The organism is Pseudoalteromonas sp. BZB3, from assembly GCF_040104455.1.
Lineage (GTDB): Bacteria > Pseudomonadota > Gammaproteobacteria > Enterobacterales > Alteromonadaceae > Pseudoalteromonas.
Genome location: NZ_JBECOS010000001.1, coordinates 337,530 through 362,640, shown reverse-complemented (window position 1 = coordinate 362,640; position 25,111 = coordinate 337,530). Strand labels below are relative to the sequence as shown.

General features: G+C 42.3%; 17 protein-coding genes. 6 read left to right on the top strand and 11 right to left on the bottom strand.

What is annotated here, in order from left to right:
* Position 1: 1 nt before the first annotated feature.
* Complete coding sequence (locus ABMY35_RS01520; RefSeq protein ID WP_349284739.1) at positions 2–1,294, bottom strand: metallophosphoesterase; 1,293 nt, start codon at positions 1,292–1,294, stop codon at positions 2–4.
* Between the two features lie 45 nt (positions 1,295–1,339).
* On the bottom strand, positions 1,340–4,126 hold the full coding sequence (locus ABMY35_RS01515) for a TonB-dependent receptor (protein ID WP_349284738.1): 2,787 nt from the start codon (positions 4,124–4,126) through the stop codon (positions 1,340–1,342).
* Between the two features lie 323 nt (positions 4,127–4,449).
* Here ABMY35_RS01515 and ABMY35_RS01510 point away from each other — a divergent pair, with 323 nt between their 5' ends.
* Both ABMY35_RS01510 and ABMY35_RS01505 read left to right on the top strand, forming a co-directional pair.
* Positions 4,450–5,361 carry a GGDEF domain-containing protein gene (locus ABMY35_RS01510; protein WP_349284737.1) on the top strand — a complete coding sequence of 304 codons (912 nt, stop codon included), beginning with the start codon at positions 4,450–4,452 and terminating at the stop codon, positions 5,359–5,361.
* Positions 5,358–6,368 (top strand): AraC family transcriptional regulator ligand-binding domain-containing protein, encoded by a 1,011-nt coding sequence (locus ABMY35_RS01505; protein ID WP_349284736.1) that lies wholly within the window; start codon positions 5,358–5,360, stop codon positions 6,366–6,368. The genes ABMY35_RS01510 and ABMY35_RS01505 overlap by 4 nt, the downstream gene beginning before the upstream one ends.
* Before the next feature lie 17 nt (positions 6,369–6,385).
* On the opposite strand, the gene ABMY35_RS01500 is transcribed toward ABMY35_RS01505, so the two are convergent.
* From ABMY35_RS01500 to ABMY35_RS01480, 5 genes are all read right to left on the bottom strand, one after another.
* Entirely contained in the window at positions 6,386–7,864 is a 1,479-nt protein-coding gene (locus tag ABMY35_RS01500) for a HAMP domain-containing sensor histidine kinase (RefSeq protein WP_349284735.1), read from the bottom strand.
* The gene (locus ABMY35_RS01495) at positions 7,861–8,595 is read right to left on the bottom strand and encodes a response regulator transcription factor (RefSeq protein ID WP_138566159.1); all 735 of its coding nucleotides are present in this window, start codon (positions 8,593–8,595) and stop codon (positions 7,861–7,863) included. Before ABMY35_RS01495 ends, ABMY35_RS01500 begins: the two co-directional genes overlap by 4 nt.
* Positions 8,596–8,686: 91 nt before the next feature.
* Positions 8,687–9,397: a spondin domain-containing protein gene (locus tag ABMY35_RS01490; protein ID WP_349284734.1), complete on the bottom strand. Its 711-nt coding sequence runs from the start codon at positions 9,395–9,397 to the stop codon at positions 8,687–8,689.
* A 10-nt stretch (positions 9,398–9,407) separates the two neighbouring features.
* On the bottom strand, positions 9,408–10,112 hold the full coding sequence (locus ABMY35_RS01485; RefSeq protein WP_349284733.1) for a spondin domain-containing protein: 705 nt from the start codon (positions 10,110–10,112) through the stop codon (positions 9,408–9,410).
* Positions 10,113–10,237: 125 nt separating this feature from the next.
* On the bottom strand, positions 10,238–11,068 hold the full coding sequence (locus ABMY35_RS01480) for a LysR family transcriptional regulator (protein WP_349284732.1): 831 nt from the start codon (positions 11,066–11,068) through the stop codon (positions 10,238–10,240).
* Positions 11,069–11,286: 218 nt separating this feature from the next.
* On the opposite strand from ABMY35_RS01480, the gene maoP reads away from it, so the two are divergent.
* The 3 genes from maoP to ABMY35_RS01465 all read left to right on the top strand — a co-directional run bounded on the left by maoP (position 11,287) and on the right by ABMY35_RS01465 (position 14,785).
* Entirely contained in the window at positions 11,287–11,631 is a 345-nt protein-coding gene (gene maoP, locus ABMY35_RS01475; RefSeq protein ID WP_171037223.1) for a DUF413 domain-containing protein, read from the top strand.
* Positions 11,632–11,769: 138 nt separating this feature from the next.
* Positions 11,770–12,816 (top strand): glutathione synthase, encoded by a 1,047-nt coding sequence (gshB, locus tag ABMY35_RS01470; protein ID WP_058028645.1) that lies wholly within the window; start codon positions 11,770–11,772, stop codon positions 12,814–12,816.
* Positions 12,800–14,785, top strand: coding sequence for a flavohemoglobin expression-modulating QEGLA motif protein (locus ABMY35_RS01465; RefSeq protein WP_349284731.1), 1,986 nt, complete (start codon positions 12,800–12,802; stop codon positions 14,783–14,785). Before gshB ends, ABMY35_RS01465 begins: the two co-directional genes overlap by 17 nt.
* A gap of 53 nt (positions 14,786–14,838) precedes the next feature.
* Here ABMY35_RS01465 and ABMY35_RS01460 read toward each other — a convergent pair whose 3' ends face one another.
* The 4 genes from ABMY35_RS01460 to ABMY35_RS01445 form a co-directional block, all read right to left on the bottom strand.
* Positions 14,839–19,128: a PAS domain-containing protein gene (locus ABMY35_RS01460; protein ID WP_349284730.1), complete on the bottom strand. Its 4,290-nt coding sequence runs from the start codon at positions 19,126–19,128 to the stop codon at positions 14,839–14,841.
* A 164-nt stretch (positions 19,129–19,292) separates the two neighbouring features.
* Entirely contained in the window at positions 19,293–19,892 is a 600-nt protein-coding gene (locus tag ABMY35_RS01455) for a TetR/AcrR family transcriptional regulator (protein WP_349284729.1), read from the bottom strand.
* The gene (locus tag ABMY35_RS01450; RefSeq protein WP_349284728.1) at positions 19,889–20,752 is read right to left on the bottom strand and encodes an alpha/beta fold hydrolase; all 864 of its coding nucleotides are present in this window, start codon (positions 20,750–20,752) and stop codon (positions 19,889–19,891) included. The genes ABMY35_RS01455 and ABMY35_RS01450 overlap by 4 nt, the downstream gene beginning before the upstream one ends.
* A 178-nt stretch (positions 20,753–20,930) precedes the next feature.
* Positions 20,931–22,133 carry a hypothetical protein gene (locus ABMY35_RS01445; RefSeq protein WP_349284727.1) on the bottom strand — a complete coding sequence of 401 codons (1,203 nt, stop codon included), beginning with the start codon at positions 22,131–22,133 and terminating at the stop codon, positions 20,931–20,933.
* A gap of 238 nt (positions 22,134–22,371) precedes the next feature.
* On the opposite strand from ABMY35_RS01445, the gene ABMY35_RS01440 reads away from it, so the two are divergent.
* The gene (locus ABMY35_RS01440) at positions 22,372–25,092 is read left to right on the top strand and encodes an ATP-binding protein (protein WP_349284726.1); all 2,721 of its coding nucleotides are present in this window, start codon (positions 22,372–22,374) and stop codon (positions 25,090–25,092) included.
* The last annotated feature ends 19 nt before the right edge of the window (positions 25,093–25,111 follow it).

Here is a 25,111-nt window from a genome sequence, read left to right as displayed (position 1 = left end):
GTTAGTCACTTCGATGCTTGAAGCTAAAACCTTGCTCTTTTACTGGTTTGCCACTGCCATCAATGGGCGTTGAGTAAAATTGAACTTTCAGTTCATCCGTATGATTATCTAGCTCGATATGGGCAAAGCCCCAGGTAAAACTCTTCGACCACACTAAGTCATATTCTGGGTAGCGTTTTTCTTGTTGTTCAGCAAAGGGGGTATGTGTACCGCGCATTTTCGACGCAGCACCACTGATAATAAGTGGTAGCTTGGGTGTACTATTATCCGGCAGTACGCGTGAGCAGTCATCGGTCAGTAGCTCTAAGTCGTGCTCATGACCTGCAATGTAAGCATCTGCGTACTGGCACAACTCTGGCAAAATTAAACGTCGCAAGACATGGCCTTCATCGTATTTGGTGCCGCCGATTGACCATAAAATATGGTGGCCATAGACAATTTTCCATTTAGCTGTTGAGTTTTTTAAGCCTTTGGCAAGCCAAGCAAGTTGCTTGTGATCTTCTCCATTTACAGGCTCTTCATGTTTTTCAATATCTTCCACGCTGGCAGCACCGGATGCCAAAGCTGAGGCGAGTCCTTGCTCTGAACCATCAGGCAGCAGTGGCACTTCATAGAAGTGTTGGCCCGACAGCAACATATTGGTGTCGAGTACAAAAAACTCCACATCATTACCAGGCGAGCCTTTTTTATAGCTGTAATAGCCGCGCTCAGCCATGTAAAAGTTAGGCTGTGTTTTCATCCATTCAGTTTGCAATGCAACGCCTTTACGAGAGGTTTTCCAATCGTGATTACCGAGCGCAGAGTAAACTACAAGATCTGGTTTTTGATCAAATAGAGGCTGTAATGGTGCTTTGATCAGATCGTTCATACGTTGTTGATCGTCTTTACCATCTTTGGCATCGGCGCCGTCGGGATAAATGTTGTCGCCCAACTGAATGCCAAACTGACACTCTGCGGTCTTACAAAATTCAGCCATGGCTTTGCCGACAGGTAACGCACCGCCTTGCTCTGTGGCTATATTTGTACCGGGATAAATATAAATAGGTGCATGGCCAAATTCGTCAATCGGGCGGTGCTCAGCAAGCCAGTCGGCTTTTTCTGCGGCGATAAACTCCTCTTTTGTTTTCGGTTTATCAATGTGCTTTTGTTTTGGGTAATCGACATGGTAGCCGCCATCTCCAAAGGCTAAAAAGGCGATATTTTGCTGTGTGTCTTGAGCGTGTAACGCGACTGAGCTACAACCGACCGTAAGCAAAGTGGCTGTGATGAGTGAGGTTAACTGAGACTTTTTCATACTGCTGCCGCAAGCTTTTTACTTGCGGCTCCATAAAGTTAAAATTTAAAAAGAGGTCAATGTGAAGCCCAGCTCAAACGAGCGACCATAGGTTTCGTATTGATAGTTATATTGACTCTGACCGTGGTAAAGGTAGTAAGGCTCATCAGTTAGGTTGACTGCATTGAAGTAGATCTGCGTTTGGTCATTAAAATAGTACTTGGCGCTGAAATCTAACTGAGTGTGTGCGTCTTGCATCACGCGGGCATCGTTATCTTCATGAGAGAAGCTTTTGCTTTTATAGCTTGCGCTTAAACGCGTACTAAAATGGTCGCTTTCATAGCCGAACATTAAATTCGCAACGGTGTCAGACTGGTTTGGTAGCTTATCGTCGGCATCAATAAAAGTCCCGTTTGCTGACAACATCAGGCCATTTTTGAAGTTCTTTGTATAAGCAAGCTCAACGCCTGAGAGACTGGCATCCCCCCCATTGACTGCTTGCATCACTTCTTTAAAGCCATCCCACTGTCCGTTATCTTGCACTTCTTCAGTGGTGATAAAGTTATCTATGTCTTTGTAGAATACGCCAGCTGAAATTACGCCAATATGACCCGGGTAGTATTCAATAGACCAGTCAAGGTTCGTCGATTCATATGGGTCTAAATGCGGATTACCGACTTCAGCCTTACGCTCGGTTTCAATCTGACCATCTTCTTCGGTGGTTTCTGATTCAATGATTTGAAATGCCGCAGAATCTGAGAAGCCCGGTCTAGCTAGGGTGCTGGTGTACGCAAATCGCGTCACGAGTTTGTCATTAATATCGTAGCGAACAGTTAAATTCGGTAATAAATGACTGTAGTCTTTATCAACTGCCCAAGGGTTAATCTCAACAAGCTCATCATCGTTTACTTCGTCTTTAATTAGCTCTACTTTGTTACCTGATGTGCTGTAATCAGTCGCTTCATAGCGCAGGCCGGTGATCACCTGCCAAGCACCCATATCGATAGTGAACATGGCGTAAGCGGCAAAAATATCTTCGTTGCTGGTAAAGCTTTTGCCTTTTGTTTCGATATCAGAATCTAATTGATTAACGTCAAACTCAGCACGGTTGGTTGCGACAAATCGTGCAATCTCAGAACGAGATAAACCCGGGCCAAAAGCACTGAGTGACCAATCGGGCGATGGCGCAGCAAATTGCGCAGCTGTGGCATCATTAAAGCCACCATCGAACACTGTCGAGCTCACATCATTGAATTTCTCACGTTGCGCATATTTCGCCCCAAATTTGAGCTGGGTGTTGTAGCCAGCTAAGGTAAAGTCTTTGCTTAGATCTAGCTTTAAACTCAGGCTTTCATCTTCGGTATTGTTGTTTTCCCAAACTAACTCATCTAATTCGAAGTTTTCGAGCTGGTGGGCATTGGCTGATTGTGTCAGGGCAGGCGCATGGCCTAAGTGGCTGTAGCCGAGTGTAAAGTCTTCTCCCGCAAAATCAGCATCAATGCGATTGGGCTCTTCTTCAGAAGACTTGGAATACCCGATGCTATACTCCACAAACCAATCGCTGAGTTGGTGTTCGGCCCCCGTGACTAATGACAAAATAGTTTGCGACTCATATCTGTCTTTGGTGTCACGATCCATTTCTGCGCCACTAAATTGTGCGCTTGAATCGTTAAATTGACCTGAGACTAATTCACCTTTATCAAACTTATACTCATTGCGCAGACGGAACTCATCATCTGAGAACTCGCTATACAGTGTGCGCAGGTAGTATTTGCTGAAATCATTGCTGTGCAAATCAAGGTTTAGGGCTGCACCTAGTCGTTCTCGTTTAATCTTATAGTGACGTTGTTCAATTTCTTCAGCACCAAATAGTTCTACTTCTTCACCATTGTCGGTTTCAAGCTCGAGCATTTGCCAGCCACCATCGGTCTCCATATTGTGCGAGCCAAATTCTCGTTCAGACCAAGATAGGGCTGTGGCTATACCCAGATCAAACTGTTTGTTAAGGGTATAAACGTCGGTAAAGCTGGCAGAGAGCTTAGGGCTGGTGGCTTCAACTTGTTCGTTGTAAGTGGCTTGTGCACTCACGCTGTAGCTTTGACCTTCACGGTCAAAGGCACTTAAGCTTTTGACTTCGATGCTGCCACCGATGGCACTGGCATCCATATCTGGGGTAACGGTTTTACTGACTTCAAGGCTTTGCACCAGCTCGCTTGGGATCACATCCATGGCGACACTACGAACACCAGATTCTGGTGAGGGCACATTTGCGCCATTGATGGTGACATTATTCAAACTGGGGTCGATACCACGAATGCCAACAAATCGGCCTTCGCCTTGGTCGCGTTGAATAAACATACCGGGTAAACGCTGTAACGCTTCAGCCGCATTTTGGTCAGGAAGCTGACCTATTGAGTCGCTGCTAACAATAGACTTTACGCCCATGGCATTTTTCTGGCGATTAAGCGCGCCAGCTTGTCCTGCGCGTTGACCCACCACAATGACATCTTCGATGTAGGCGTCTTGGTTCTTAAGAGCAATACGTTGAGTGAGTACTTCATTCTCTTTGATGATGATTTGACGTTCGACACTTTTCGCGCCTAGATAATCCACGACCAAGGTATATTGACCAGCAGGCAGGTTTGTTAAGCGAAATCGACCATCGCGTTCAGAGCTGATGGTACGGTTTAATTCTTTTATGCTTATCTTGGCTCCTTCAAAGTACACCGAATTATTGGTATCGGTAATACGACCTTCAAGGGTATTGGCAAAAGCATGTGAACTTATTAATGCACAAGTGGTAGCTAATGCGATTTTAGAACGAGTAAATCTAGACGGTTTATGTGTTTTCATCTTTCTCTTCTCAGTTTGCACAGGAGTATTTGGGTTTATTGATAACGACGGCAAAAGTAGAGAACTCAGATTAAAGAAATATGTCAGTACAAAAGCAAAGCAGTCAAAATTCGCTTAAAACGAGGTTTTTCGTCGGTATTTTTTGCCTTATTGAGCCAATATGACCCCCTACAATCTTGGTATGATTGTTTTAAGTGCCATAAAACATGGGGAAAAGTGCCGAGTTGTCATAATCGCATCACCTTTGATGAGCTAAAGTGACCCTACGATAAAACCTGCCAGCTTTGTAGCATGGTGATACTTTTAAGCGCTTATTTGCTGTTATGACCGATTCATTTTTAAAACTTCACACGCGACTATTACTATTGCTAGGAGTGTTTATTGCCGCAGCAATATGCATGGTGAGCCTTTTTGGTAGTGCCAAGCCTGCCAGCGAGATAGATTGGATTGACTGCTTTGGTGAGGGTGGTATCGCGGTGATGACCTTGATTTGGTTACTGGCGACCTTGCTCACTCGGCCTAAAGGCAAGGTAACGAACTTATTGTTTCTTGGCTTGAGTGCTTTACATATTTCTTTGTTGCTCGACTTCTTAGATGAATTTTATCGCTTTGATCTTGAATATGACTGGCTAACGAGTTTAGAAGCGCTTCCTGCGACTTTAGGAATGGGGCTGATGAGCTTAGCAATGTATTTTTGGTATCACGAACAGCAGGTCTTAAATCATCTACTGCAAAAGAAAGAACGCTTTTATCGTGAGCATGGCTTAACGGACTTTATTACTGGTTTGTACCGCGCTGATTATATGAAAAAACAGGTAGCGCGCGAGTTACACGCTTACCGTGAGAGTGGAACTGGATTTTGTATGGCTTTACTTGATATTAAAGGGTTCAGTGAATTTAATCGTAAATATGGGGGCGTGCGAAGCAATAGTTTGCTCTCAGATATTGGTCAGATCATCACGCTTAACTTGCGGGAGTCCGATTTGGCCTGCCGTTATGCCTCTGATAGGTTTATTGTGTTGTTACCTGATACTGATTTAGTGGAAGCACATGCCGTGATTGAACAGGTGGCGCAAATGGTGGCCAGTCATACGCCGTATGATAATCACAATAGCGCACTGGGTTTTGAAGGTGTGCAATGGCAATGTATGGCAGGGCGCAAAGATGACGATCACAGCACCTTGTTACAACGTTTAAGCCAAAGCTTAAATGAACTCAAAGCGGTGGCGGCATGAGGCAGGTATTTGAAAGTGACAGCCCTATTTTGGCAATGCAGCCATTATTACTGCCTTTAATTGAGATGGCTGAACAAAGAGGTGTGAGTAGTCATAAGTTACTCAAAGGCAGTCGTCTGTTTAATGAAGACTTACATCAGCCAAACAAGCGAGTGAGTTTTAAGCAGGTGGCGCAAATTTTTGACAATGCTCAAACGCTCCTAAGTCAAGATGGCGTGAGCTTTTTAGTGGCGAGACATTGGCTATTTAGCCAGCCTGAAGCGGCCTTTCAGGCACTACTTAATAGCCGGAATTTGTTAGATATGAGCCGAGTCTTACAAGTTAGGCAAGCGCAAATTTGGCCATTGATGTTCTTTCAAAGTTATCGTAGCGCAAATGCGTGCCATTTTGTCGTGAACCCCGCGATAGCTCAGTTGTCAGCACCTTGCATGGAGTTTATGGCCGAATTTCTAATAGCGGTGATTGACCAGCTATGCCGATGGCGCTTTGACATGGTGTCGCATTTGACAGTCAAACTGCCCTATGCGCAACCTGAACATGTGGAACAATATCAATCGCATCTGCAGCTGCAATATCATTTTTCACAGCCTTGTTTTATGGTGAGTGTGCCCACTACTTACATGTATCGGCCACAAACTTTAGCGTTAACTTCTATGCGTGGTTTCTATCTTCAGCAATCAAAATATACAGAAAAGAATGTTGGGTTTTTACAGTATGTTTGTTCATTACTCGCTCTGAACCCCAAGCAATCTGCAACCGAGCTCAGTGAGAGTTTAGGTGTGAGTATAGCGACTTTAAAAAGGAAGTTAAAAGCCCACAATACCAGTTTGCAAGTATTGAAAGATCAGCTACAAAAGCAGCAAGCGGTGATCCATATAAGTGAGCGGGGTTGTTCAAATGAACAGGTTGCGCAACAGCTTGATTATGCAGATGTGACAAACTTTCGCCGCAACTTTAAACGCTGGACGGGCATGACGCCCAGCGAGCTAAGGAAGTTGTTTAATTAAATTAATCCAGGTTCAGGTTAATGAAGTGCATCTGTGGCTTTACGCACCGCAAAAGAAAACTCGGTGCCTTTACCTAATTCGCTATCAACCTTGATCTCTGATTTTAACAAACGAATAAGGCGGGAGGTTATCGCCAGCCCTAGACCCGCATGGGTCTTTTTACAGCCTTGACTGTTGCTTGCCTTGTAGCGGGCTTCAAAAATATAAGGCAGCTCTTTGGCATTGATACCCAGTCCGGTATCTCGCACGGCCAAGGCATATTGTTTATTGTGTTCGCTGACTTCAATGGTGATATTTCCTCCCGACGGTGTATGTCGAATGGCGTTATCAATCAAGTTCGTTAGCACCCGCTCTAATTTGGCGATGTCAGAGTAAACTTGGGCATCAAAGGTTTTGGGTTGCACAGTTAAAGTAATGTTGGCTTGCTCAGTTTTTAGTGCGAACTTTGCTAAAATGTCATAAATCAATTCACCTAAATTAAATACTTCAAATTGTACATTTGCATGACCTGATTCAAGGTGTGCAAGCTCGAATATTTGGTCGATCAAGCTTTTCAATTGGGTGCAATTCTTAAGCGCAACTTGAAGGTAATGTATTTGTTGCTCAGGCTTAGCATGCTGTTTTTCAATTAACTCTAAGTACCCTTGTAATGAAGCAAGCGGAGTACGCAAATCATGAGAGAGGTGGGCTAATAATTGACGGCGTTGTGAGTCGAGTTCTGTGAGCTGTGCCATCTGTTGATTAATGGTCACCAGCATTTGATTAACACCATTGCCAAGCTGGTGGACTTCGTTATCAGAGTTTGACCACTGTGGCATAGTCAACTCAGTTAAATCAAATTTCGCGTCTTCAGCTTTGTGAATAAAGTCGCCAAGTTGCTTGAGGGGCGAGGTGATATAGCGAAAGAGCAGCACAGCTACGAACATTAAAATGATCACTAAGATCAACAAACCAGCAGAATGTTGAAATAAATGATCTGAACTACTGATCTGGGTAAAAATAGAGTCATATGCTGAAGAGCCGATAATTACATATAAATACCCCTGAAGCGTGTCGTTGTTATAAACTGGTGCAACAGAGAAGATTTTTTGTTGATCAAAACTGCGCGGATCATCGCCAAAAATCGGTAAGTTGTGTGGCTCTTCTATGAGCTGCATCAAAGGGCGTAAATCGACACTTTGCTTCTTAACATCACCAGGTTTAGCGGAGTAGGTGACTAATTTGCCGCTAGGATCGACAAAGTAAAACTCAAAAGATGGGCCCAGTACCATCAAGGTATGAAATAGGCTTTCAAGGGCCTTATAGTCGTAAACGCCTTGTTTTAGCAAGGGGTTGTCATTGGCTAGGTGTTCTGCAAGGCCTAAATGAAGTTTTTGCTCAGCTTGAGATCGAGACACTTCAGACACACACTGCGTCCAAGTCACAAACGAAATGAGTATGATGAAAAGCACCGTTGAAATGGTCAGACTTAGGCGCTGATAAAGAGATTGGATCATAATGATGCCTGTTGCAATGATTTGGCGTTAAGTTTGTAACCCACCCCCCACACTGTTTCTATGATGTCTTGTTGGCATAAGTTACCTAACTTACTGCGTAGACGGTTTATGTGTGAGTTAACGGTATGTTCGTAACCTGAGTGGTCATAACCCCAAACTGATTCGAGTAATTGGGCACGTGAAAATACTTGATTAGGGTGTTTGGCAAAGAAGTGGATCAAATCAAATTCGGTTGCTGTGAGGTCAATAAGTTGATCGTTGATAAAGACTTCATGGCCTCCGGTATCGATTTGCAGCGCGCCTAACATCAAGGCAGTTGGCGCTGTTGCGATTGTATCGGTTGGCTGTTGCTGCATTTTGAGCAATTTAATATGGCGGATCTGTGCTTTGATCCTTGCTTGGAATTCTCGATAGCTAAATGGTTTGCAAATATAGTCATCGGCACCAATCTCTAGGCCAATTACTCTGTCCATCTCACTACTTTTAGAGGTCAGTAATACCACGCTGATATGAGGAAATAGAGATTTGATCTCTCGGCAAACACTAAGACCGTCCATGCCAGGCAACATAATATCGAGTAGCACTATGTCGAAATGGTCTTGCATTAATTTTGCCATGGCGCTTTCCCCATCGCTTACGTGTTCAACATCCAGTGCCAATTCTTTTAAATGCACTTGAACTAACCCTGCAATATCGAGATCGTCTTCAACGACCAATACTTTATGCTGCATATCTCAACCCTCTTAAAGTAAATCATGCCTTTAATAGGCTGTTATTTACTTTGCAATGCCCATTACACGCCGTGTAATGGGCATGTAGGGCTTATTTCATTCTTGTTATTGTGACCATCATTAGTGGGTTATCGAATTTATGTGTGCTATCTAGCACTGAGCTAGAGAGCCCGTCATCATTACCGACAACGCCAGGATGCATCGCGACCTTATCCATGGCTTCTCGGGCACTATTGAAGCCTTCTCCGCCATCGGCAGGACCAGGAATAGTCCCTTGTGCTTCAGTATTTGCTTCGGTACCTGCATCATACGCATGGGTACGCATTGAAATACTGTCGCCTTCTGCTAGGTTTGATACGTCCATAGCATTAAGACCGGTAAACCCATCATTTGTATTCACCATCATGGTGATTACAGACAATTTATAGTCTTCAAGACTTTCGGTAGTGAGCATTAACTCTTGGCTTGAACCTGGCGCAAGTGGGGCATCTGCTGAGCTTGACATCATAACCACATCTAATCCGAGTAGCCCTGAATTATCCCCGCCTTCAGCTAAGGTTTCTAATTCGGCGCTGGCCGCCTCACCGATTTGCCAAAATTGTCCTTCTTTATGTAGTGCAATACCAATTGGCGAAAGTGGCTGTCCGTTAGTGAGGTTCACCGCTGTCACTTTTAGCATAATTTCTTCTGCTGCTGGCGGCGTAGGCATAGGTGTTTCTAGCATCACATCATTGTCGTCATCACCACAACCTGCGAGTAATAGGCCTGCAAATACAGGCACACATAATTTGAGTGCTTTCATGTTAGGCCCCTTACTTTACTGTTACAGTCACTTTAGCTACTGGATTCAACCAACGGTGTACTGTGTTGTGTAAGTCGCTTTTACCGCCTGTTGCTTCGTCATCACCTAAATTTCCGCGGTGAATATGTACCATCATGTTGGTTTCTTCATTGGTTACACCACTGCCTTGCGTACCAGGAGCCATACCCGGAGAGGCTGGAATACCCAATGAGCCAGGTGCACCAGAGCCATCAACAACCAGTTCGTTGTTTGCTTCTGTGCCTGCATCATAGGCATTTAGGTAGATATGATATGTGCCTGCTTCAGTTGGAATAGGCCAAGCATCAAGGCCCACAAAGCCATCGTTGGTTGGTAACATCATGGCGACAATAGACAGGGTTGAATTAGTTTCAGAACTTTCAACCATCGCCATAGTTGATGCGGTAGGTGCTAATAACCCTTCAGCTGGATTTGCTGCAGCGCTAGCATTGATGCCTGATAGCACATCCACAAGACCTGAAATATCGCCGCCTTCAGCCATTGCTTGTAATGGCTCAGACGCTTTGCTGCCAATTTGGTAAAGGTGTGCGTCACTGCTGTGTGCTGCGACAAGGAGCGGGGTGAAATAAATACCTTGTGTGAGGTTGGTAATTTTTACTTCTACATCAGCGGCCATTGCTGTACCGCCAGCCATTAATGTTAGTCCTGCGATGAGTGCACTTGTTGCTTTGTTCATGTCTTGCTCTTTATAGTTTTGTTAAACACAAATCTAGTTTGCAAGACAGTTATCGCGAAACTATGGCTAATTATTCACAAATTTATCACAAGAGTGTTTTAAATTTATCGCAGCGGAGATTTCTACTACTGAAGCTTAGAAAACAATGCCTTAAACTCAGTAATTAATTGCTCCTGAGGGTTGTTTTTACGATAAACCAAGTAAATTGGTCGCTTAATTTGTAACGGTGTTTCGATTTCAAATAACTCGCCGCTTTCAATTAGCGCTTGAACCAGAGGGTAGGGCAAGTAAGCAAATCCGCCTTTAGTTTGTAAAACTTCAAGTGCAATCATAGCGGCAGAGGTTTTAAAGTTAGGGGTGACTTTATGGTGCAAAGCGTGTTCTTTTTGAAAGGTGATACCCCAATCAACTAACACATAATCTTCGACTTTGGCCTCGAATTGAGGGCGGCTCCCAACCAATGACAAATCAAAATGACCAATTAGCTCATTACAAAAGTCGCTGTCTTTGATCGGATCGGTGAGTAAGCCCACATCTAATGAACGGTCTTCTAACTTTCTTTGAATCGCCTCTCGAACAGAGAGCTCAGCACCAACAACTAGGTCTTCAAAGAGTGCCAGCATGTCTTGAATACGAGAGCTAAAAAAAGCGTCCCAAACATTGGGCGTAGCTGCAACACTAAAGGTATTTTTCTGCATGGCGGCAATTGATAAAGAGAGCTTAGACTGTGCCATTTGGCTCACCATCAAATGCGCATGAGATAACAGCGCTTCTCCGGCAGGGGTTAGCCTTAAATTATTTTTTTCTCGAATAAAAAGAGCCGTATTATAAAACTCTTCAAGTTGTTTTATTCTTGCACTGACAGCAGCTTGGGTGATATACAAAGTTTCTGCAGCGCGTCCAAAATGGCGATTTTCTGCAACGGCGATAAACGTTTTAAAGACTCTAATATCCATCAGTCATGGCTCACTTCTTATAATGGCCTCAATTTAAAAAAATATTATCTTCACGACAAATATTTTTTGTTTTTCTTCTTATTGGTTTTTGCATACATTCCGCAAATAAGAGCTTTCTTTGCTCTTGGCAATAATTTGTTCATAAAAGCTGGGTATAGATTAATCAGTTGTATCTCACTTTATTTAACCGTTATATGGCAAACCACTTAGGGGAACATATGAATACGACGATCCGTAAAGGTAAAACACTGTTTTATGGCGACCACACATTTTCACATGGGTTATCAAGAAGCGGTCATTTTACGTTGAAAGAGGCTGAGTTTTTAGAAAGCTACGGCCATACGTTAAGTGCACTGGCGAATGAGACGTTGCAGCCTGAAAATGACGAAGAGCAATTATTTGTAGTACAGGTAAATGATGAGGGTGAAAGCACCTTACATGCTGCCAAACTTTGGAAAAAATACTTAAAAGCAATTAATAAAAGCAAAGTGGGTCATAGCTTCTCAAGAAGCAGCGGCCGTACTGTGCAAGACATGGGGAATGAATTCAGCTTAGCTGATTAATCATACGACCCAATCTTTATATCTGATTGCCAATTAGCCAGTTTCGACTGGCTAATTTTATTTCTGTTACTGATATACCAATCCTCAAAAATAGTGAGTTAAGCGGGTTGGTACTTAAAACCTTAAAGACATATAGCCATGAAAATTTGTTTTATTATGTACCCTTGGGATCGTGTTGAGCCTGAGACAGATACTACGCTTCGTTTAATTCATGAGTGTGTTAAGCGCGGTCATACTGTTGCTATGTCAACGGTGAATAACCTGACTATTCGAGATAGCGTGGCGAGTGCATTCTGTGATGTATTTACACGTAAAACAAAGTGTTCTGACAATGTCGTAAGTTTTTACAAAAATGCCGATCTAAAGCGCACTCAACTACCGCTTGCAGGTTTTGATGCCATTATCATGCGTGCGAATCCGCCGCTAGATACCTTAGCATTGAATTTCTTAGACTCAGTGCGTGGCGATACTTTCATCATGAATGACTTAGATGGTTTGCGTATTGCGAACAACAAAATCTACACGGCGTCTTTTCAAGATACTGAGAGCGAGTTTATTCCAGCTACACACGTATCAAAAAACCGCGAATACTTAGAGCGTATTTTTGATGAGTCTGACAGCGATCGCATGATCTTAAAGCCCCTAGATGGGTTTGGTGGCCGTGGTGTGATTGTCATAGAAAAGTCGGCACGTCAGAGCTTTAGATCGTTACTCGATTTTTATATCGGCGGTGATGAAAATGGCAAAGGCGAAAACTACGTTATTTTGCAAGATTATGTTGAAGGTGCGGAAGAGGGAGATGTGCGCATTATGATGCTCAACGGCGAACCGATTGGTGCTATGAAGCGTGTGCCTGCGAATGGTGATCTGCGTTCAAACGTACATGCGGGTGGCCGAGTTGTGAAACATAAATTGACTGAGCAAGAGAAAAAGCTATGTAAGTACATCGGCCCTAAACTTGTTCGCGATGGCTTGTATCTAACAGGCATTGACGTTATCGGCGGCAAGCTAATTGAAGTGAATGTATTAAGCCCCGGTGGCATTGTACGTATCAACAAATTAAACCGCGTGAAATTACAAGCACAAGTAATTGATTTTGTTGAAAGTGTCGTGCATGCCAAAGAGCTAGTACGCAACCGTAAAACTGAATTCAGACAGGTAATCGAAAATGCTAACGCTGTCTGAGCAGGCGTGTATCGCGAAAATTATTAAAGGTGAGAGCTTTCACGCTGAAGTCGAAGGCGGCGCGTTTATTGTTAAAATTGATGAATATACGCCGGTGGTCTGTGCGGCCATTCATAACGGCCACCGTTTGCGTAAAGATCTAGAAAAAAGTTTTATGCTCAGCAAAGATGAGCGATTTTTTGAAGAAGATCCTTATACCGATGAGCTTATTTCGTCATTTCCTATTCAGTTAATAGGAAACGACTCGCGTTTTGAATACGACTTAAACCGTGCAAAAACCTTGTCGACATATTTTAAAACAGCATGGAATAAACAGGTGTGGCAAAAGCCGTTGAGTGCGAAACAACGTACAATTAGTCAAGCTAAGCATGAGTCTTTTTATAATGTGCTTGAGGCGATCATTGCCAAAGTAGAGTCACTGTTCAGCCGTGCAATTGTGTTTGATATTCACTCGTACAACTACAAGCGTATCGAAAAAGACACGCCGACGTTTAATATTGGCTCAGGGCAAATTGATGTCGAGCGCTGGGGCAGTGTGGTGAAGCATTTTGAGAAGCAATTGAATAAGATTGAGTTGCCTAACTTAGCAGTGCGCGCTGCAACAGACGAAGTGTTTCACGGTCGTGGTTACTTGATAAGTCATGTGAATGCACACTTTGATAACACCTTAGTGCTACCAACTGAAGTCAAAAAAGTCTTTATGGATGAAACATCGGGTGATGTTTATCCTCTGGTGCTTGAAGAGTTAAAAGCAGGTTTTAAGAGTGCTATCTCTGAAACCGCTGCGTATTTTATTCGCCGTTTTGGCAGTAAAAAGCGCATGCAAAAAGCCGATATGCTGTCTTCCAGTATCAGCCCAGAGGTACTAGAGGTTGATAAAGCGTTATTCTCGTTATGTCGTCATATCGAAACGCTGAACTTTATTAACCCAGTAAACCTGCAAGCGCAGCGTAAGAAGTTTATGAAAAATAGCTATGTTGCGCCGAGTTTTAACTATAAGCAGCTAGACCTTAATCCTTATAAGTTCAGAGAAAAGCTATATAAGTTACCGGTTGATAATATTCTCGATGCCGATATCCAGCAGCTGTATCGTCATATCATTGATAATTTGGCGAACAAAATTGATTTGTTGGCCACCATAGGTACCGATGAGTTTATGTATAACTCATTAAAATATTATGGCGAGCCGAGTGAAGATGACATTGCGAACGCACGATTCTTACTACACTTAAAGCCACAAATTGATGAAAATGAAAAAGTATTGAATGCGGATGAGGCAATCGCTTGCTTTAAAGCGCAGGCGCAAGAGTGGGGCTTAAACTGTCGTATCGAGAAGTCGGCAAAAATAGTTGCCAAGGCCATGGTCAATAACGACAAAGCGCTGTTATTAGTTAACCGAGACGCCAGTTTTACCGAAAAAGAAATTCATGCTTTTGCTTTTCATGAGTTAGGCATTCATATGGTGACGACGCTGAATGCTAAAAAGCAACCGCTGAAGGTGTTTGGGTTAGGTTTGTCAGGTAATACTCATACTCAAGAAGGTTTGGCAATCTACAGTGAGTATTGCTCGGGGAGTTTGACACTATCGCGCCTGCAAACTTTGGCACTGCGTGTTATTGCCGTAAATTACATGCTGAAGCATCGCGATTTTGTGAAAACCTTCCACACTTTAGTCAGTGAGTTTGAGTTGGACAGAGAGTTTGCTTTTACTTTAACAACCCGTGTTTATCGAGGCGGTGGGTTTACCAAAGATTATCTATATCTAAGCGGATTTAGAGATATCGTTGAGCTGGCAAAGACACAACCGCTCGATAATTTACTGGTAGGTAAAACCGGATTACTTGATTTTGCGATTACTAACGAAGTGGTTGAGCGTGGCTTGGTAAATAAACCAACGCCTTTATTTGATTTGAGCTATCGCTCTTCAGGAAATGATGTATTGGATTTTATTGTGCAATCAGTACGTTAATAGATAAATTTCGAACAAATAACAATCGAGCGCCCATCACGAGTGGGCGTTTTTTATTTATGATTTGAGTCTGTTGACGGCTTTGTATTTGAGCTAAGCAAGGCTGTCTTCAACGCATTTAAGTTTATAGGCTTGGCAATATATTCATTCATTCCCGCGTCTAAGCACTTTTCTTTGTCGCCTTCCATCGCATTGGCTGTCATGGCAATGATATAGGTAGATTGATGGTGCAAGCCCGCTTTACCCTGTCTTATAAGACGCGTGGCTTGGAAACCATCCATCTCGGGCATTTGTACGTCCATCAAGATGACATCATAAGGAGTGGCTTGTGAGTTTAATTGCGTTAAAGCTTGTTGCCCATTTTCAGCACAGTCACACTTCAGGCCTAAGTTTTTAAGAACGCCTTTAGCCACTATTTGGTTCACTGGATTATCCTCTACAAGCAGAATGTTTAAATCTAGTAGGTGTTTAAGATCATCTATCCCAGAGGTATCATCAGTCTGCTGCAGTTCATTAATATAATGATGTGTGATCAGCGGTTTGGCGTTTTTTAAAGAGTCTCCCTTATCAGAGATAATTTTGAGTGCGCCTAATAAATCTTGTGTTGTAGTGGGTTTTGGAAAATACCCTTTAAAGCCCAAATCGGCGAAATACTTTGCGTCACCCCGGGTTTGTATTGAGGTCATCATGATAAGTTGCATTTGCTCGCACTCAGGCAGATTTTGCAGGTATTGTGCTAGTTGAGCGCCATCCATATTTGGCATTTGCATATCTAAAATAGCAATATCAAACATAGGCCCAGTTTGGCTCTTACAAAGAGTTAAGGCATGCTCACCACTGTGACTGGTCGTGACTTTTGCACCCCATTGCGATAATTGCTTGTCTATAATTTCTCTATTGGTTTCGTTGTCGTCGACGACCAAAATATTCAGCGAGGAAATGTCTACATCAGGCACCTTAGTGTGATTTTTCTCACAGCTAGAGACTTGGAGTGAACAGGTAAACTCACTGCCTTCTCCTAGCGTACTCTGTAAAGAGATTGAGCCATTCATACGATTACAAAGCTTTTTAACAATGGCCAAGCCAAGGCCTGTTCCCCCATAGTTTCTGGTTGTAGAGGAGTCAGCTTGGCTGAAGGTTTCAAAGACGTGAGTTTGCTTGTCTTGCGCGATTCCTATGCCGGTATCTTTAACCGTTAGGATAAGTGTTAGGCTATCTAAGTCTGTGCCTTGTAAATGCGCAGAAATTAAAATCTCGCCGTTATGAGTAAACTTAATTGCATTACCGATTAAATTTGTGAGAATTTGCCTAATTCTTCCAGGGTCGCTAATAATCATTTGGTTTGCTAACTCTGTTGTGTCGAGGATCAGTTCTAGCCCTTTGGCTTCGACCGTCATGGCAAATGACTCGCATAATTCACCAAGCAAAGTTGTAAGATTAAAAGGAATATTTTCTAATTCGAGTTTATCGGCATCAATCTTAGAAAAATCGAGAATGTCATTGATCAGGATCAGTAATGAGTTTGCACTACTTTGCGCAATTGAAACACGGTGCTGCTGTTCATCAGAAAGTTCACTGCTTGTGAGTAAATCAAGCATACCAATCACCCCATTCATCGGCGTTCTAATTTCATGGCTCATACTGGCCAAGAATTCATTTTTCGCTATGACGGCTGTTTCGGCGTCAGTTTTTGCCTGTTTCAGGGCGTGTTCGTATTCTACGCGTTCGGTTACGTCATAGTTTACACCCACGACATTAGTAACAAGACCATCTTCATTTACCTTGTTGATAGCAGAGGCTTTTATATGACGGATTTTGCCATTAGGTAAGATAATTCTAAATTGTGTATCAAATTTAATATCTCGTTTAATCGCTTCACTTAACAATGTTTCCGTTGAAGCTTTATCATCAGGGTGTAAAGACTCCTCCCATGCGTTGTATGCTGCTGAAAAGTCAGATTCAGGGATGCCATACAGTTTGAACATCCAGTTGTCCCAGCTTAACGTGTCATCGACTAGGTTATAGTCGAAAATTCCGATACCAGCTGAATCTGCAGCTAGCGCCATACGTTCGTTTTTATCTTGTATTTCTTGCTCAGCTTGCTTTGAAGCGCTAATGTCTAAGTGGGTGCCTATCATGCGTTTTGGTGAGCCATCAATATGCCACTCAACCACACGACCGGTGTCCAATATCCAGACCCAGTGACCGAGTTTGTGTTTCATACGAATTTCACACAGATATATCTCTTTCTCTCGATTCCAGTGCTCTCGAAGCGCATGCTCTGAGTATTTAAAATCTTCTGGATGAACCTGATTTACCCAAGTTAAGGTATCGGTAGGCTCTAGTTCACTGAGTTTGTAACCTAAAATATTTGCCCAGCGCTCGTTATAGGTAGTTTTACCTGAGTCAATTTCCCAGTCCCAAATGCCGACACCGGTTGAATCCAAAACAAATTCGAGCCTTTGATTACTGAACTTAAGCTTGTTTTGCGCTTCGACTCGCTCGGTAATATCTTGGAATGAACCAAACATACGAACACACTTTCCGTCCTTAAACTCCGTCTGCCCTTTGGCCTCAACCCAGACTTCATTGCCTTTGGCTGTGACAATTTGTAGTTCTTCTTGGTAGGGATCGCCGGTTTGCATTGATAGTGCAACTAGTTCTGAAATACGTTCTTGACTAAACCCTGGCTTATAAAAGTTGATGGCTGTGCTAAGCTCTGGCTCAAAATCAGCCTCTACCTCGTGTATTTGTTTGGTCATGTCTGACCAATATACTTTTTCTGTGGCCAAGTCGAATTCCCAAGCGCCTATATTGGCTTGTTCACTCATTTGCGCCATAAGCTGTTGCTGTGAAAGTAATTTATTTTCTTGTTCTTCGCGCATGAACTCATGGCTTATCCAGTGGGCGAGTAATTGCACGATTTCGAGGTCTGATTGTGTAAAAGCATGTGGGGTGACTTCAGGGCTCGAAAAGTTCAGCGTACCAATGCGCTTTCCTGATACAACGAGTGGGCAGCCAATATAACTCTCTAGGGAAAAGTTTTCGTAACATGGATGCGTGGCAATATCACTTTGTCCAACATGATGATAGGCAATGGCATGGCTTGCTTTAAGTGTATGGAGACAATAAGAGTGTTGGTACTCGAAGGTAGTACCCGGAGTAATTGCCCCATTAGGGGTCGAGGCATATTTAACCAAATAAGAGTTCTTAGCTTCGTCTATGTTACTGACAATAGCTAAAGGTAAATTAAACACCTCTCTACCTAGCAACAGTAAGCGTTCTATTTTTTCGTCTAAAGATTGCGCCGGATCACTGGTAATCTTATGAATTTGTGTGAGTGTCTCTAAAGTTCGTTTCTTTTCAGTGATATCGTGTTGAATGATGATAGAGCTATTTACTTCATTTTCAATGTGTTTGATAGGCACAATGCTGGTATCAAACCAATAAAGTCGACCATCTTTGGCTTTGTTGCAAATCTCTCCTTGCCAAACGTTTCGATTCTTAATGGCATTATCGACTTCTTGATAAAAAGCCTCACTATGAATACCGCTGTGTAAGTTTTTGATGCTTTGACCGAGTAGTTCTTTCTTGTTGAAACCATATTGCTCAGTAAATTTACTATTATAAAATAACAGTTTAGCTTGACTATCAACACGCATAACAACCGCATGCTGATTGATTGCAAATTGCACGTCTTTTACGCGATTCTTTTCTAACAACAGCTTTTGATAGGTCTCAGATAACCAACGTTGCGTCGGTTTGAAAATCGCAAATACTAAGAATAAAATCACCAGTAGTGAAAGACCCCAAAGGGCTAGGTTTATTCTTTGTAATGTTAATTGTTGCGCAAGACTGGCTTGTTCAAACAAGGTGACGGTGTGGTTTAAATCAAGTAAAAGCTGCTCACTATCAAACTGTTCGAATAGCTTCAGGTCATTTATTAACTTTTTATTAGACGCTTCGACCGCTAAGCGGGTAAAGCGCTCTAAACGTGTGGTGAGTTGCGTATCTTTAAAATGTTGGGCCAGCTTAGTCTGTGTTTCAGCACTTTTTGTTTTGAATTTTTCTATTAAAAATTGCTGGTTGTCTAAAAGCTTAGCTGCGATGCGCTGAATTTCTTGCGCTCTTTCAGGTGCCTCCAAACGGTGCGTAAATAAGGCTAAACGCTGCGACAACATACGTTGCTCGCCTGCAATATTGATAATCTTTGCGCTATCTCGCTGTTTTATTTGCTGCTCGTTTAAAGTGACAAATGAGGTAGTTATGGCCAGTACGATAACTAAAAGAGCTAGTTTGTAGCGCCTTGAAAAAGTCGCAATAAATGACTCGGTACTGATCATATAAAGCACGCCCTTGTGGTTTTTATTTTCTTAGAATTACTTGCTTTGAGAGTAATCGCTGATACATCAACAACTATGAGTATAAACTATCACAACAAATGTGCTGAGTTGCAGTAATTTATTTGCTTCTCTTATGAGCGGCGGTGGCTTTAGGGGTTTAATAGTTAAGCTTTATATTGCGCTATTAACCTTAAGACACTTTGCTTGAATAGCTCACCTGCTTTATTTTGAGAAAGAGTATATTTTGTAATGGCATGGCCTAAATATAAACTATAAAGTTCGTAGGCTATGACGCTACTTGGGATGTCAGGTGAGAACTGCTTTTGCTCAATACAGCGCGCAATACGGTGCGTTAGGTAACCCAATAGGCGCTCTTGTTGGTCGATAACAAAGCTGCGTACCTGTGAGTCAGGTCGATTTTGAAATTCAACCACAGCCTTGATAAACGGGCAACTCATTTTTGGATCGTTGAACATGTCATTGATCCAGGTGCTCCAGCAGTCTAGTAACTTGATCAGGTGATCTAAAGGGTTTTCACAGCGAGCCGGGGTGATCACTCGGTCAATAAATAATGCTTCGCCATATTGTAAGATGGCAACTTGCATGTCTTCTTTATTTTTAAAATGAGAAATAACACCCGTTCGAGATAAACCACAGAGTTTTGCAACGCTGCCGATGGTGACATCAGCAAGGCCGTATTGACTGCTGTATCTAATACTTTGTTTGAGGATCTCGTTACGAGTGCGTTCGCCTTTGCTTATCAAGTAGTTATCACCTGAGTTATATGTTGTATGACTTTAGTATCTCCTAAAAGCCTTCGATGACCAAGCCCTTGAGTAGTAAACAGTGGTGATTGGTGTGTTTGCAGATAATCGGTGAGGCTTTGATAACTGGCGTATCGGTCTTGTTCATCATGAATAAAGTGGATGTGCTCAGAGAGTTTACTTGTATGCTGGCTGAGACATAGACTTTGCCACTGCCGATTAAACTCGGCGCCAATATTTTCTAGTACATGAGTGAGAAGCTTGGTAGAAATTCCCGCTTTACTGACTTTTTCGAACATGAGTTCAAAGAAGTGAATTGGCGTAGCAATTAAGATCAGTTTTTTATTGGCTAGTTTGTCTTCAGGTAAATTCAGTGTTGCAACCGCGCCCATTGAGTGCGCCACAATGGCGTGTATGTGATGTCCTTTTTGCTCAAAATACTCGATGGTGGCGTTTAAAGTCTCAATGAAATTCAATAAATGAGTTTGTTTACCTGCGGACTTGCCATGGGCAATGTGATCAATGGCTGCGACTTTAAATCCTTGCGATAACAAATTGATAATCATGGTCTCAAATCCAGAGCTGTTATCTGCCCAGCCGTGACTGACAATCACTAAGTTTTGGCCTTCTCCAAACAGATTAATATGTGCTTGGCCCAAAGAGGTCTCTAGATTAATGACATCACCAGCTTCAAGTTCATTAAAGGTGTAATGACGTTTACCAAATGGATTGAGTAGCAGCTTTTTACCAACAGTAAGGCTGAGCTTTGGCGCGACTTTTATTAGCCCGCCAGATAAAGCGCGCGTGACATTTTGAACGCCAAAACGGTTCTGCTTGTCGTGAAAATAGTTGAATTTCATGTTTAAAGCCAAAAATAGTACAAGTGTTATATTTTAAAATAGTTCAACTGTACTATTTTGTAAAGTGGTTATTTTGATGGTAGGTGGTTAGGTATTATTGGGAGAAGTGGGGGAAGTAAAAAATAGACAGAAAAAAAGCTGCCACAGGCAGCCTTAAAAAATCAAAATAAAAGCACCGCTATTGCATCATGCTTGCTGTTTTTGGGTTGGCAAGCAGTTCGCTAAATAGCGCCCAAACTTCATCTTGCGTACCTGTTTTTGTTTGCTTTTCAATGTAGTTCTTAACGATATCTTGGCCAAGATTGTAATTGATAACATATGCACGGTTAGCGTTTATAAAGCCCAGACGTTGTTGCGCTTTTTTCTCAGTCACTAGGGTGTATTTGACAAGTAATTCAATGGCTTTTTGATCGTCAATTTCACCATCTAAGTAACGTTTTGCGACCATGTTATCCGCATATGACAGTTGCTGCTTCACAGTCTGCACTTGGTAGTACAACTCGACCTTGCTGGCATCTAGTCCTGCCAATGGAAATAAAACGTCTTTTTCAAATTTAATACGTTCAGCGTGTGGGAAAACCACATCAACGCCGTAATTAGCGCTACCTTCAGCAAGCAATGACATTGGCGAGAACAGCGGGTAAACGGAGTATTCAATCCAGCCTTTACCATTCACTAGATGCTTTTCCATGAGGGAATTAAACACATGGTGCCCCGGGTAGCCTTCGTGACTAGCTAAATCTATCGCACGGGCGATATAAATAGGGAAGTCAGTATTCACTTGAATTAAACTATAGCTGTTTCCTTGGTACCAGTTGTAGCCGCTCCACACTTTATCTTGAACATATTCAATGGTGAAACTCTCTTGCTCTTCAAGCTCTATATACTGCTTGGTTCTTTTACGAGATTCAACCACAGCCGCTTTAAACACACTGTCTAGCTTGTCCTTGGGGATCACAAACTGCTCAATAAAATCATTCATGCGCTCACTAACAGAGCCATTTCCTGGTAGCATTAAGTCTAATTTATTCAGTGCTTTATCTAGCTCAGCTTCGGTAATATTTGGAGAAACAGCGTCGTATAAACGCAAAGACTCATCATCAAAGCTGACTTTTTCTTTATTGATAATTTGGATGAAAGTCAGCATTGACTTAGTTTGTACTTGGAGAAATGCCTTACGCTGTGATTGCGCTTCTGAGTTTGGCACTTGCTCTAATTGATCAAGCAGCGTTGAGATATCTACTTTTAAGTCTTTAAAAGGTCGCTTTTCACCCGTTCGCCACTCGCTAGGGCCATAATAAGCATCGACATAATAAGGGTGGTGCTCACCTACAGCCAAAGCTAATTTGACATACTGTTCTGCTAAATTATCTAGGGTCATGGGAGTGTCCTCTTCGGTGTTTAACATGTTTGATTGGCAGCCCAAAAGTGTGGCTAACAAACAAAGAATAACGAGTGTAATACGCATGATGGAGCTCGGCTTGGTAAAATGGAATGCGGATCATAGCTGAAATAAATATTGTATACAATTTTGGTTTTGGGACTTTGATGTAAAACACGGCTTAGTCTGATAACTTATGCTATGTTTTTAACATGTTTGAAATTATATATTTATGGTTATGCTGAAAGCAGAGGGTATACAAGACGCTCCTTTTACAATCAAAAGTGGGTATTTTTCAGGTATCACCATTAGCTGCTTTGTATTGGGTTTGTTTGGCACACTGTTTAATATAGAGCCCGGTTTTGCGAGTGCTATTTGGCCCGCTGCAGGCTGGTCTGTTGCCTGTTTGTTGGCGTTTGGTCGATTTTCACTTCTACCATTATTCTTCGGAACACTATTAGCGAACCTATATAACTCAGGTTTTTTTGGCGTTCCCTTTGATTTCTCAAATCTCCTTTGGAACGCTTTACGTAGCGCCGCAGCCGTGCTGCAGTGTATTTTTGCTTATTCATTGATGAAACGTTTTTGTCGTTTTCCGCTAAATTTTCAAAATGCAGAAACACTCATTAAAGCGCTCTTATTTGCCGGGCCCATCGCCAGTATTGTATCGTCTTCATTCGGTGCATGGAGCTTATTGCAACAAGGGTTTATCCAGTCTGATAGTCTGCTGTTTGTATGGTTTACTTGGTGGGTAGGCGACACCGTTGGTGTATTATTTTTCCTACCGCTATGTACTTTTTTGTTTAAAAGCCGCAGCTATACAGAAGTCAGTCATAAATCATGGATTTTAGCGTCCGCATGCTTACTGTTTATCACAGTATGTTGGACCTTTAATTACTCTCGTAATGTCTATTATGACAACCATTACACTCGCTTTGCGAACATCACTGAGCAAAAGCTAGTTTCGATGCAGTTATTAAAAAATTCTATTGAAAATGATTTAAAAGCGCTCGGGGTATTAATGCAAACGGGTCATACGATGAATATCGATGAATTTGAGCATTATAGCTATTTTTTAAGTGATGATTTTGAGCTATATCGCGCCTTAGGATGGGTTGATTTTGTTCGAACTGAAAACCTTGCTGCTTGGCAAAAGTCTCTGGCGCAGTCGGGCATTGCAGATGCAAAAATCAAACAAGCCCCCGGCAGCAATGAGATTGAAGATATTTTATTACCTATCAGCTTAATAGCCCCATATAAAGCCAATGCGCCAGCAATTGGTTTAGATGTCATGAGCCACCCTATTGCGGGGCCGGCTGCGGCAAAAGCGATTAAGCAAAAAACGCCCATCGCAACAGCGCCATTAGTGCTGGCGCAACAAACAAACAAGGCGACAGGGAATGTGGTGTATTTTCCTGTTTTTGATAAAAATGACCCCGATAGGTTATTGGGGTTGAGTGAAGTAGTACTGGAAATTGATGTTATCGTTGAACGGATTTTATCAACTAGTCGTTATAAAAATAGTTTCAGTTACACTTTAAGTGATTTATCAAAGCAAGACTTTTGGTATAGCTATACGCCTGAAGTTAAGCATGATCTTCATGATTTGCACTTTACCACAGAATATCAAATAGATTGGTTTGGTCGTAGTTGGAAGCTGAGTTTTGAAAGTACCGAGAGCTTTGAGAACAACAATAAAGACTGGTTAAGTTGGTTAACCCTCACAATAGGGTTGATAGTTGCCGCATTGGGCATGTCATTTACCATGATTTTAGCTGGGTTTAATGAGCAGCTAAGAGTGCGTGTTGATAAACAAACAGCGCAACTAGAAGAGCTGGTGGTTGAACTAAAGCAAGCAGACAAAGTTAAGAGTGAATTCTTGGCAAATATGAGCCATGAAATTCGTACACCGATGAATGGGATCTTGGGTACTTTGCAACTATTACTTAAGACAGCATTAAGTGAGAAGAACCATGAGCTGGTAGCCAGTGCGCTGGGCTCAAGTCGATCATTATTAGCGATATTAAATGACATTCTTGATTTATCTAAACTTGAAGCTGGTAAGGTCAAGATAGAGAGTGCACCACTGTCGATAAAAAGTTTAATTGATCAAGTGATCAGAAACCAATCTCGAGCAGCAAAAGCAAAAGAGCTACAGTTAAGTATTGAGATAGCATCTGAAGTTTGGCTATTTAGACAAGGCGATAGCACACGTATTAAGCAGGTGCTTGAGAATATTATTTCAAACGCCATTAAGTTTACTTCAGATGGAGAGGTCAAAGTCACTGTTTCAGAGATGGGTGATGATCAGGTTGTCATTACAGTGAAAGACACTGGAATAGGGCTCAGTGACGAGCAAATAGCACGTCTTTTTAATCGTTTTGAGCAAGCCGATGCGTCTACAACAAGAAAGTATGGCGGTACAGGACTCGGTTTATCTATTTCTGAACAGCTAGTTGGCTTAATGGGTGGTGAGATCTCTGTATCAAGCCAACTTCACCATGGCAGCAGTTTTGAGGTTGTTTTACCGCTCATAAAAATACCTGCAGAGCAGGTTATTGAAACAGCAGAAGTTCATGCAGCTCTCCCTGATCTGCAAGAGTATAAGATCTTGGTCGCTGAAGATAATCAGGTAAACCGCTTGGTCATTAATGCAATGCTGGCACCAACACAAGCGAGCATAGACTTTGCTGAAAATGGCTTGCAAGCAACTCAGATGGCGACAAACCAGCATTATGATTTAGTGCTGATGGACATTCAAATGCCTGAAATGGATGGTGTGCAGGCCTGCCAGATAATCAAAGAGCAACTCCCTAAATTGCCCATCGTTGCTTTGACAGCCAATGTAATGGAGCAAGATGTTAAAACGTATCTGAGCTCAGGTTTCACCGCTCATCTAGGTAAGCCGATAGAGATAGACGGCTTGATGAGTTTGCTTAAGCGACTTTTAGACTCTTAATCATATTTTGTATTTAGTT

What these genes read in the sequence shown, in the direction of transcription:
- ABMY35_RS01520 (WP_349284739.1), bottom strand. Translation starts at nt 1,294, where the DNA reads ATGAAAAAGTCTCAGTTAACCTCACTCATCACAGCCACTTTGCTTACG.
- ABMY35_RS01515 (WP_349284738.1), bottom strand. Translation starts at nt 4,126, where the DNA reads ATGAAAACACATAAACCGTCTAGATTTACTCGTTCTAAAATCGCATTA.
- ABMY35_RS01510 (WP_349284737.1), top strand. Translation starts at nt 4,450, where the DNA reads ATGACCGATTCATTTTTAAAACTTCACACGCGACTATTACTATTGCTA.
- ABMY35_RS01505 (WP_349284736.1), top strand. Translation starts at nt 5,358, where the DNA reads ATGAGGCAGGTATTTGAAAGTGACAGCCCTATTTTGGCAATGCAGCCA.
- ABMY35_RS01500 (WP_349284735.1), bottom strand. Translation starts at nt 7,864, where the DNA reads ATGATCCAATCTCTTTATCAGCGCCTAAGTCTGACCATTTCAACGGTG.
- ABMY35_RS01495 (WP_138566159.1), bottom strand. Translation starts at nt 8,595, where the DNA reads ATGCAGCATAAAGTATTGGTCGTTGAAGACGATCTCGATATTGCAGGG.
- ABMY35_RS01490 (WP_349284734.1), bottom strand. Translation starts at nt 9,397, where the DNA reads ATGAAAGCACTCAAATTATGTGTGCCTGTATTTGCAGGCCTATTACTC.
- ABMY35_RS01485 (WP_349284733.1), bottom strand. Translation starts at nt 10,112, where the DNA reads ATGAACAAAGCAACAAGTGCACTCATCGCAGGACTAACATTAATGGCT.
- ABMY35_RS01480 (WP_349284732.1), bottom strand. Translation starts at nt 11,068, where the DNA reads ATGGATATTAGAGTCTTTAAAACGTTTATCGCCGTTGCAGAAAATCGC.
- maoP (WP_171037223.1), top strand. Translation starts at nt 11,287, where the DNA reads ATGAATACGACGATCCGTAAAGGTAAAACACTGTTTTATGGCGACCAC.
- gshB (WP_058028645.1), top strand. Translation starts at nt 11,770, where the DNA reads ATGAAAATTTGTTTTATTATGTACCCTTGGGATCGTGTTGAGCCTGAG.
- ABMY35_RS01465 (WP_349284731.1), top strand. Translation starts at nt 12,800, where the DNA reads ATGCTAACGCTGTCTGAGCAGGCGTGTATCGCGAAAATTATTAAAGGT.
- ABMY35_RS01460 (WP_349284730.1), bottom strand. Translation starts at nt 19,128, where the DNA reads ATGATCAGTACCGAGTCATTTATTGCGACTTTTTCAAGGCGCTACAAA.
- ABMY35_RS01450 (WP_349284728.1), bottom strand. Translation starts at nt 20,752, where the DNA reads ATGAAATTCAACTATTTTCACGACAAGCAGAACCGTTTTGGCGTTCAA.
- ABMY35_RS01445 (WP_349284727.1), bottom strand. Translation starts at nt 22,133, where the DNA reads ATGACCCTAGATAATTTAGCAGAACAGTATGTCAAATTAGCTTTGGCT.
- ABMY35_RS01440 (WP_349284726.1), top strand. Translation starts at nt 22,372, where the DNA reads ATGCTGAAAGCAGAGGGTATACAAGACGCTCCTTTTACAATCAAAAGT.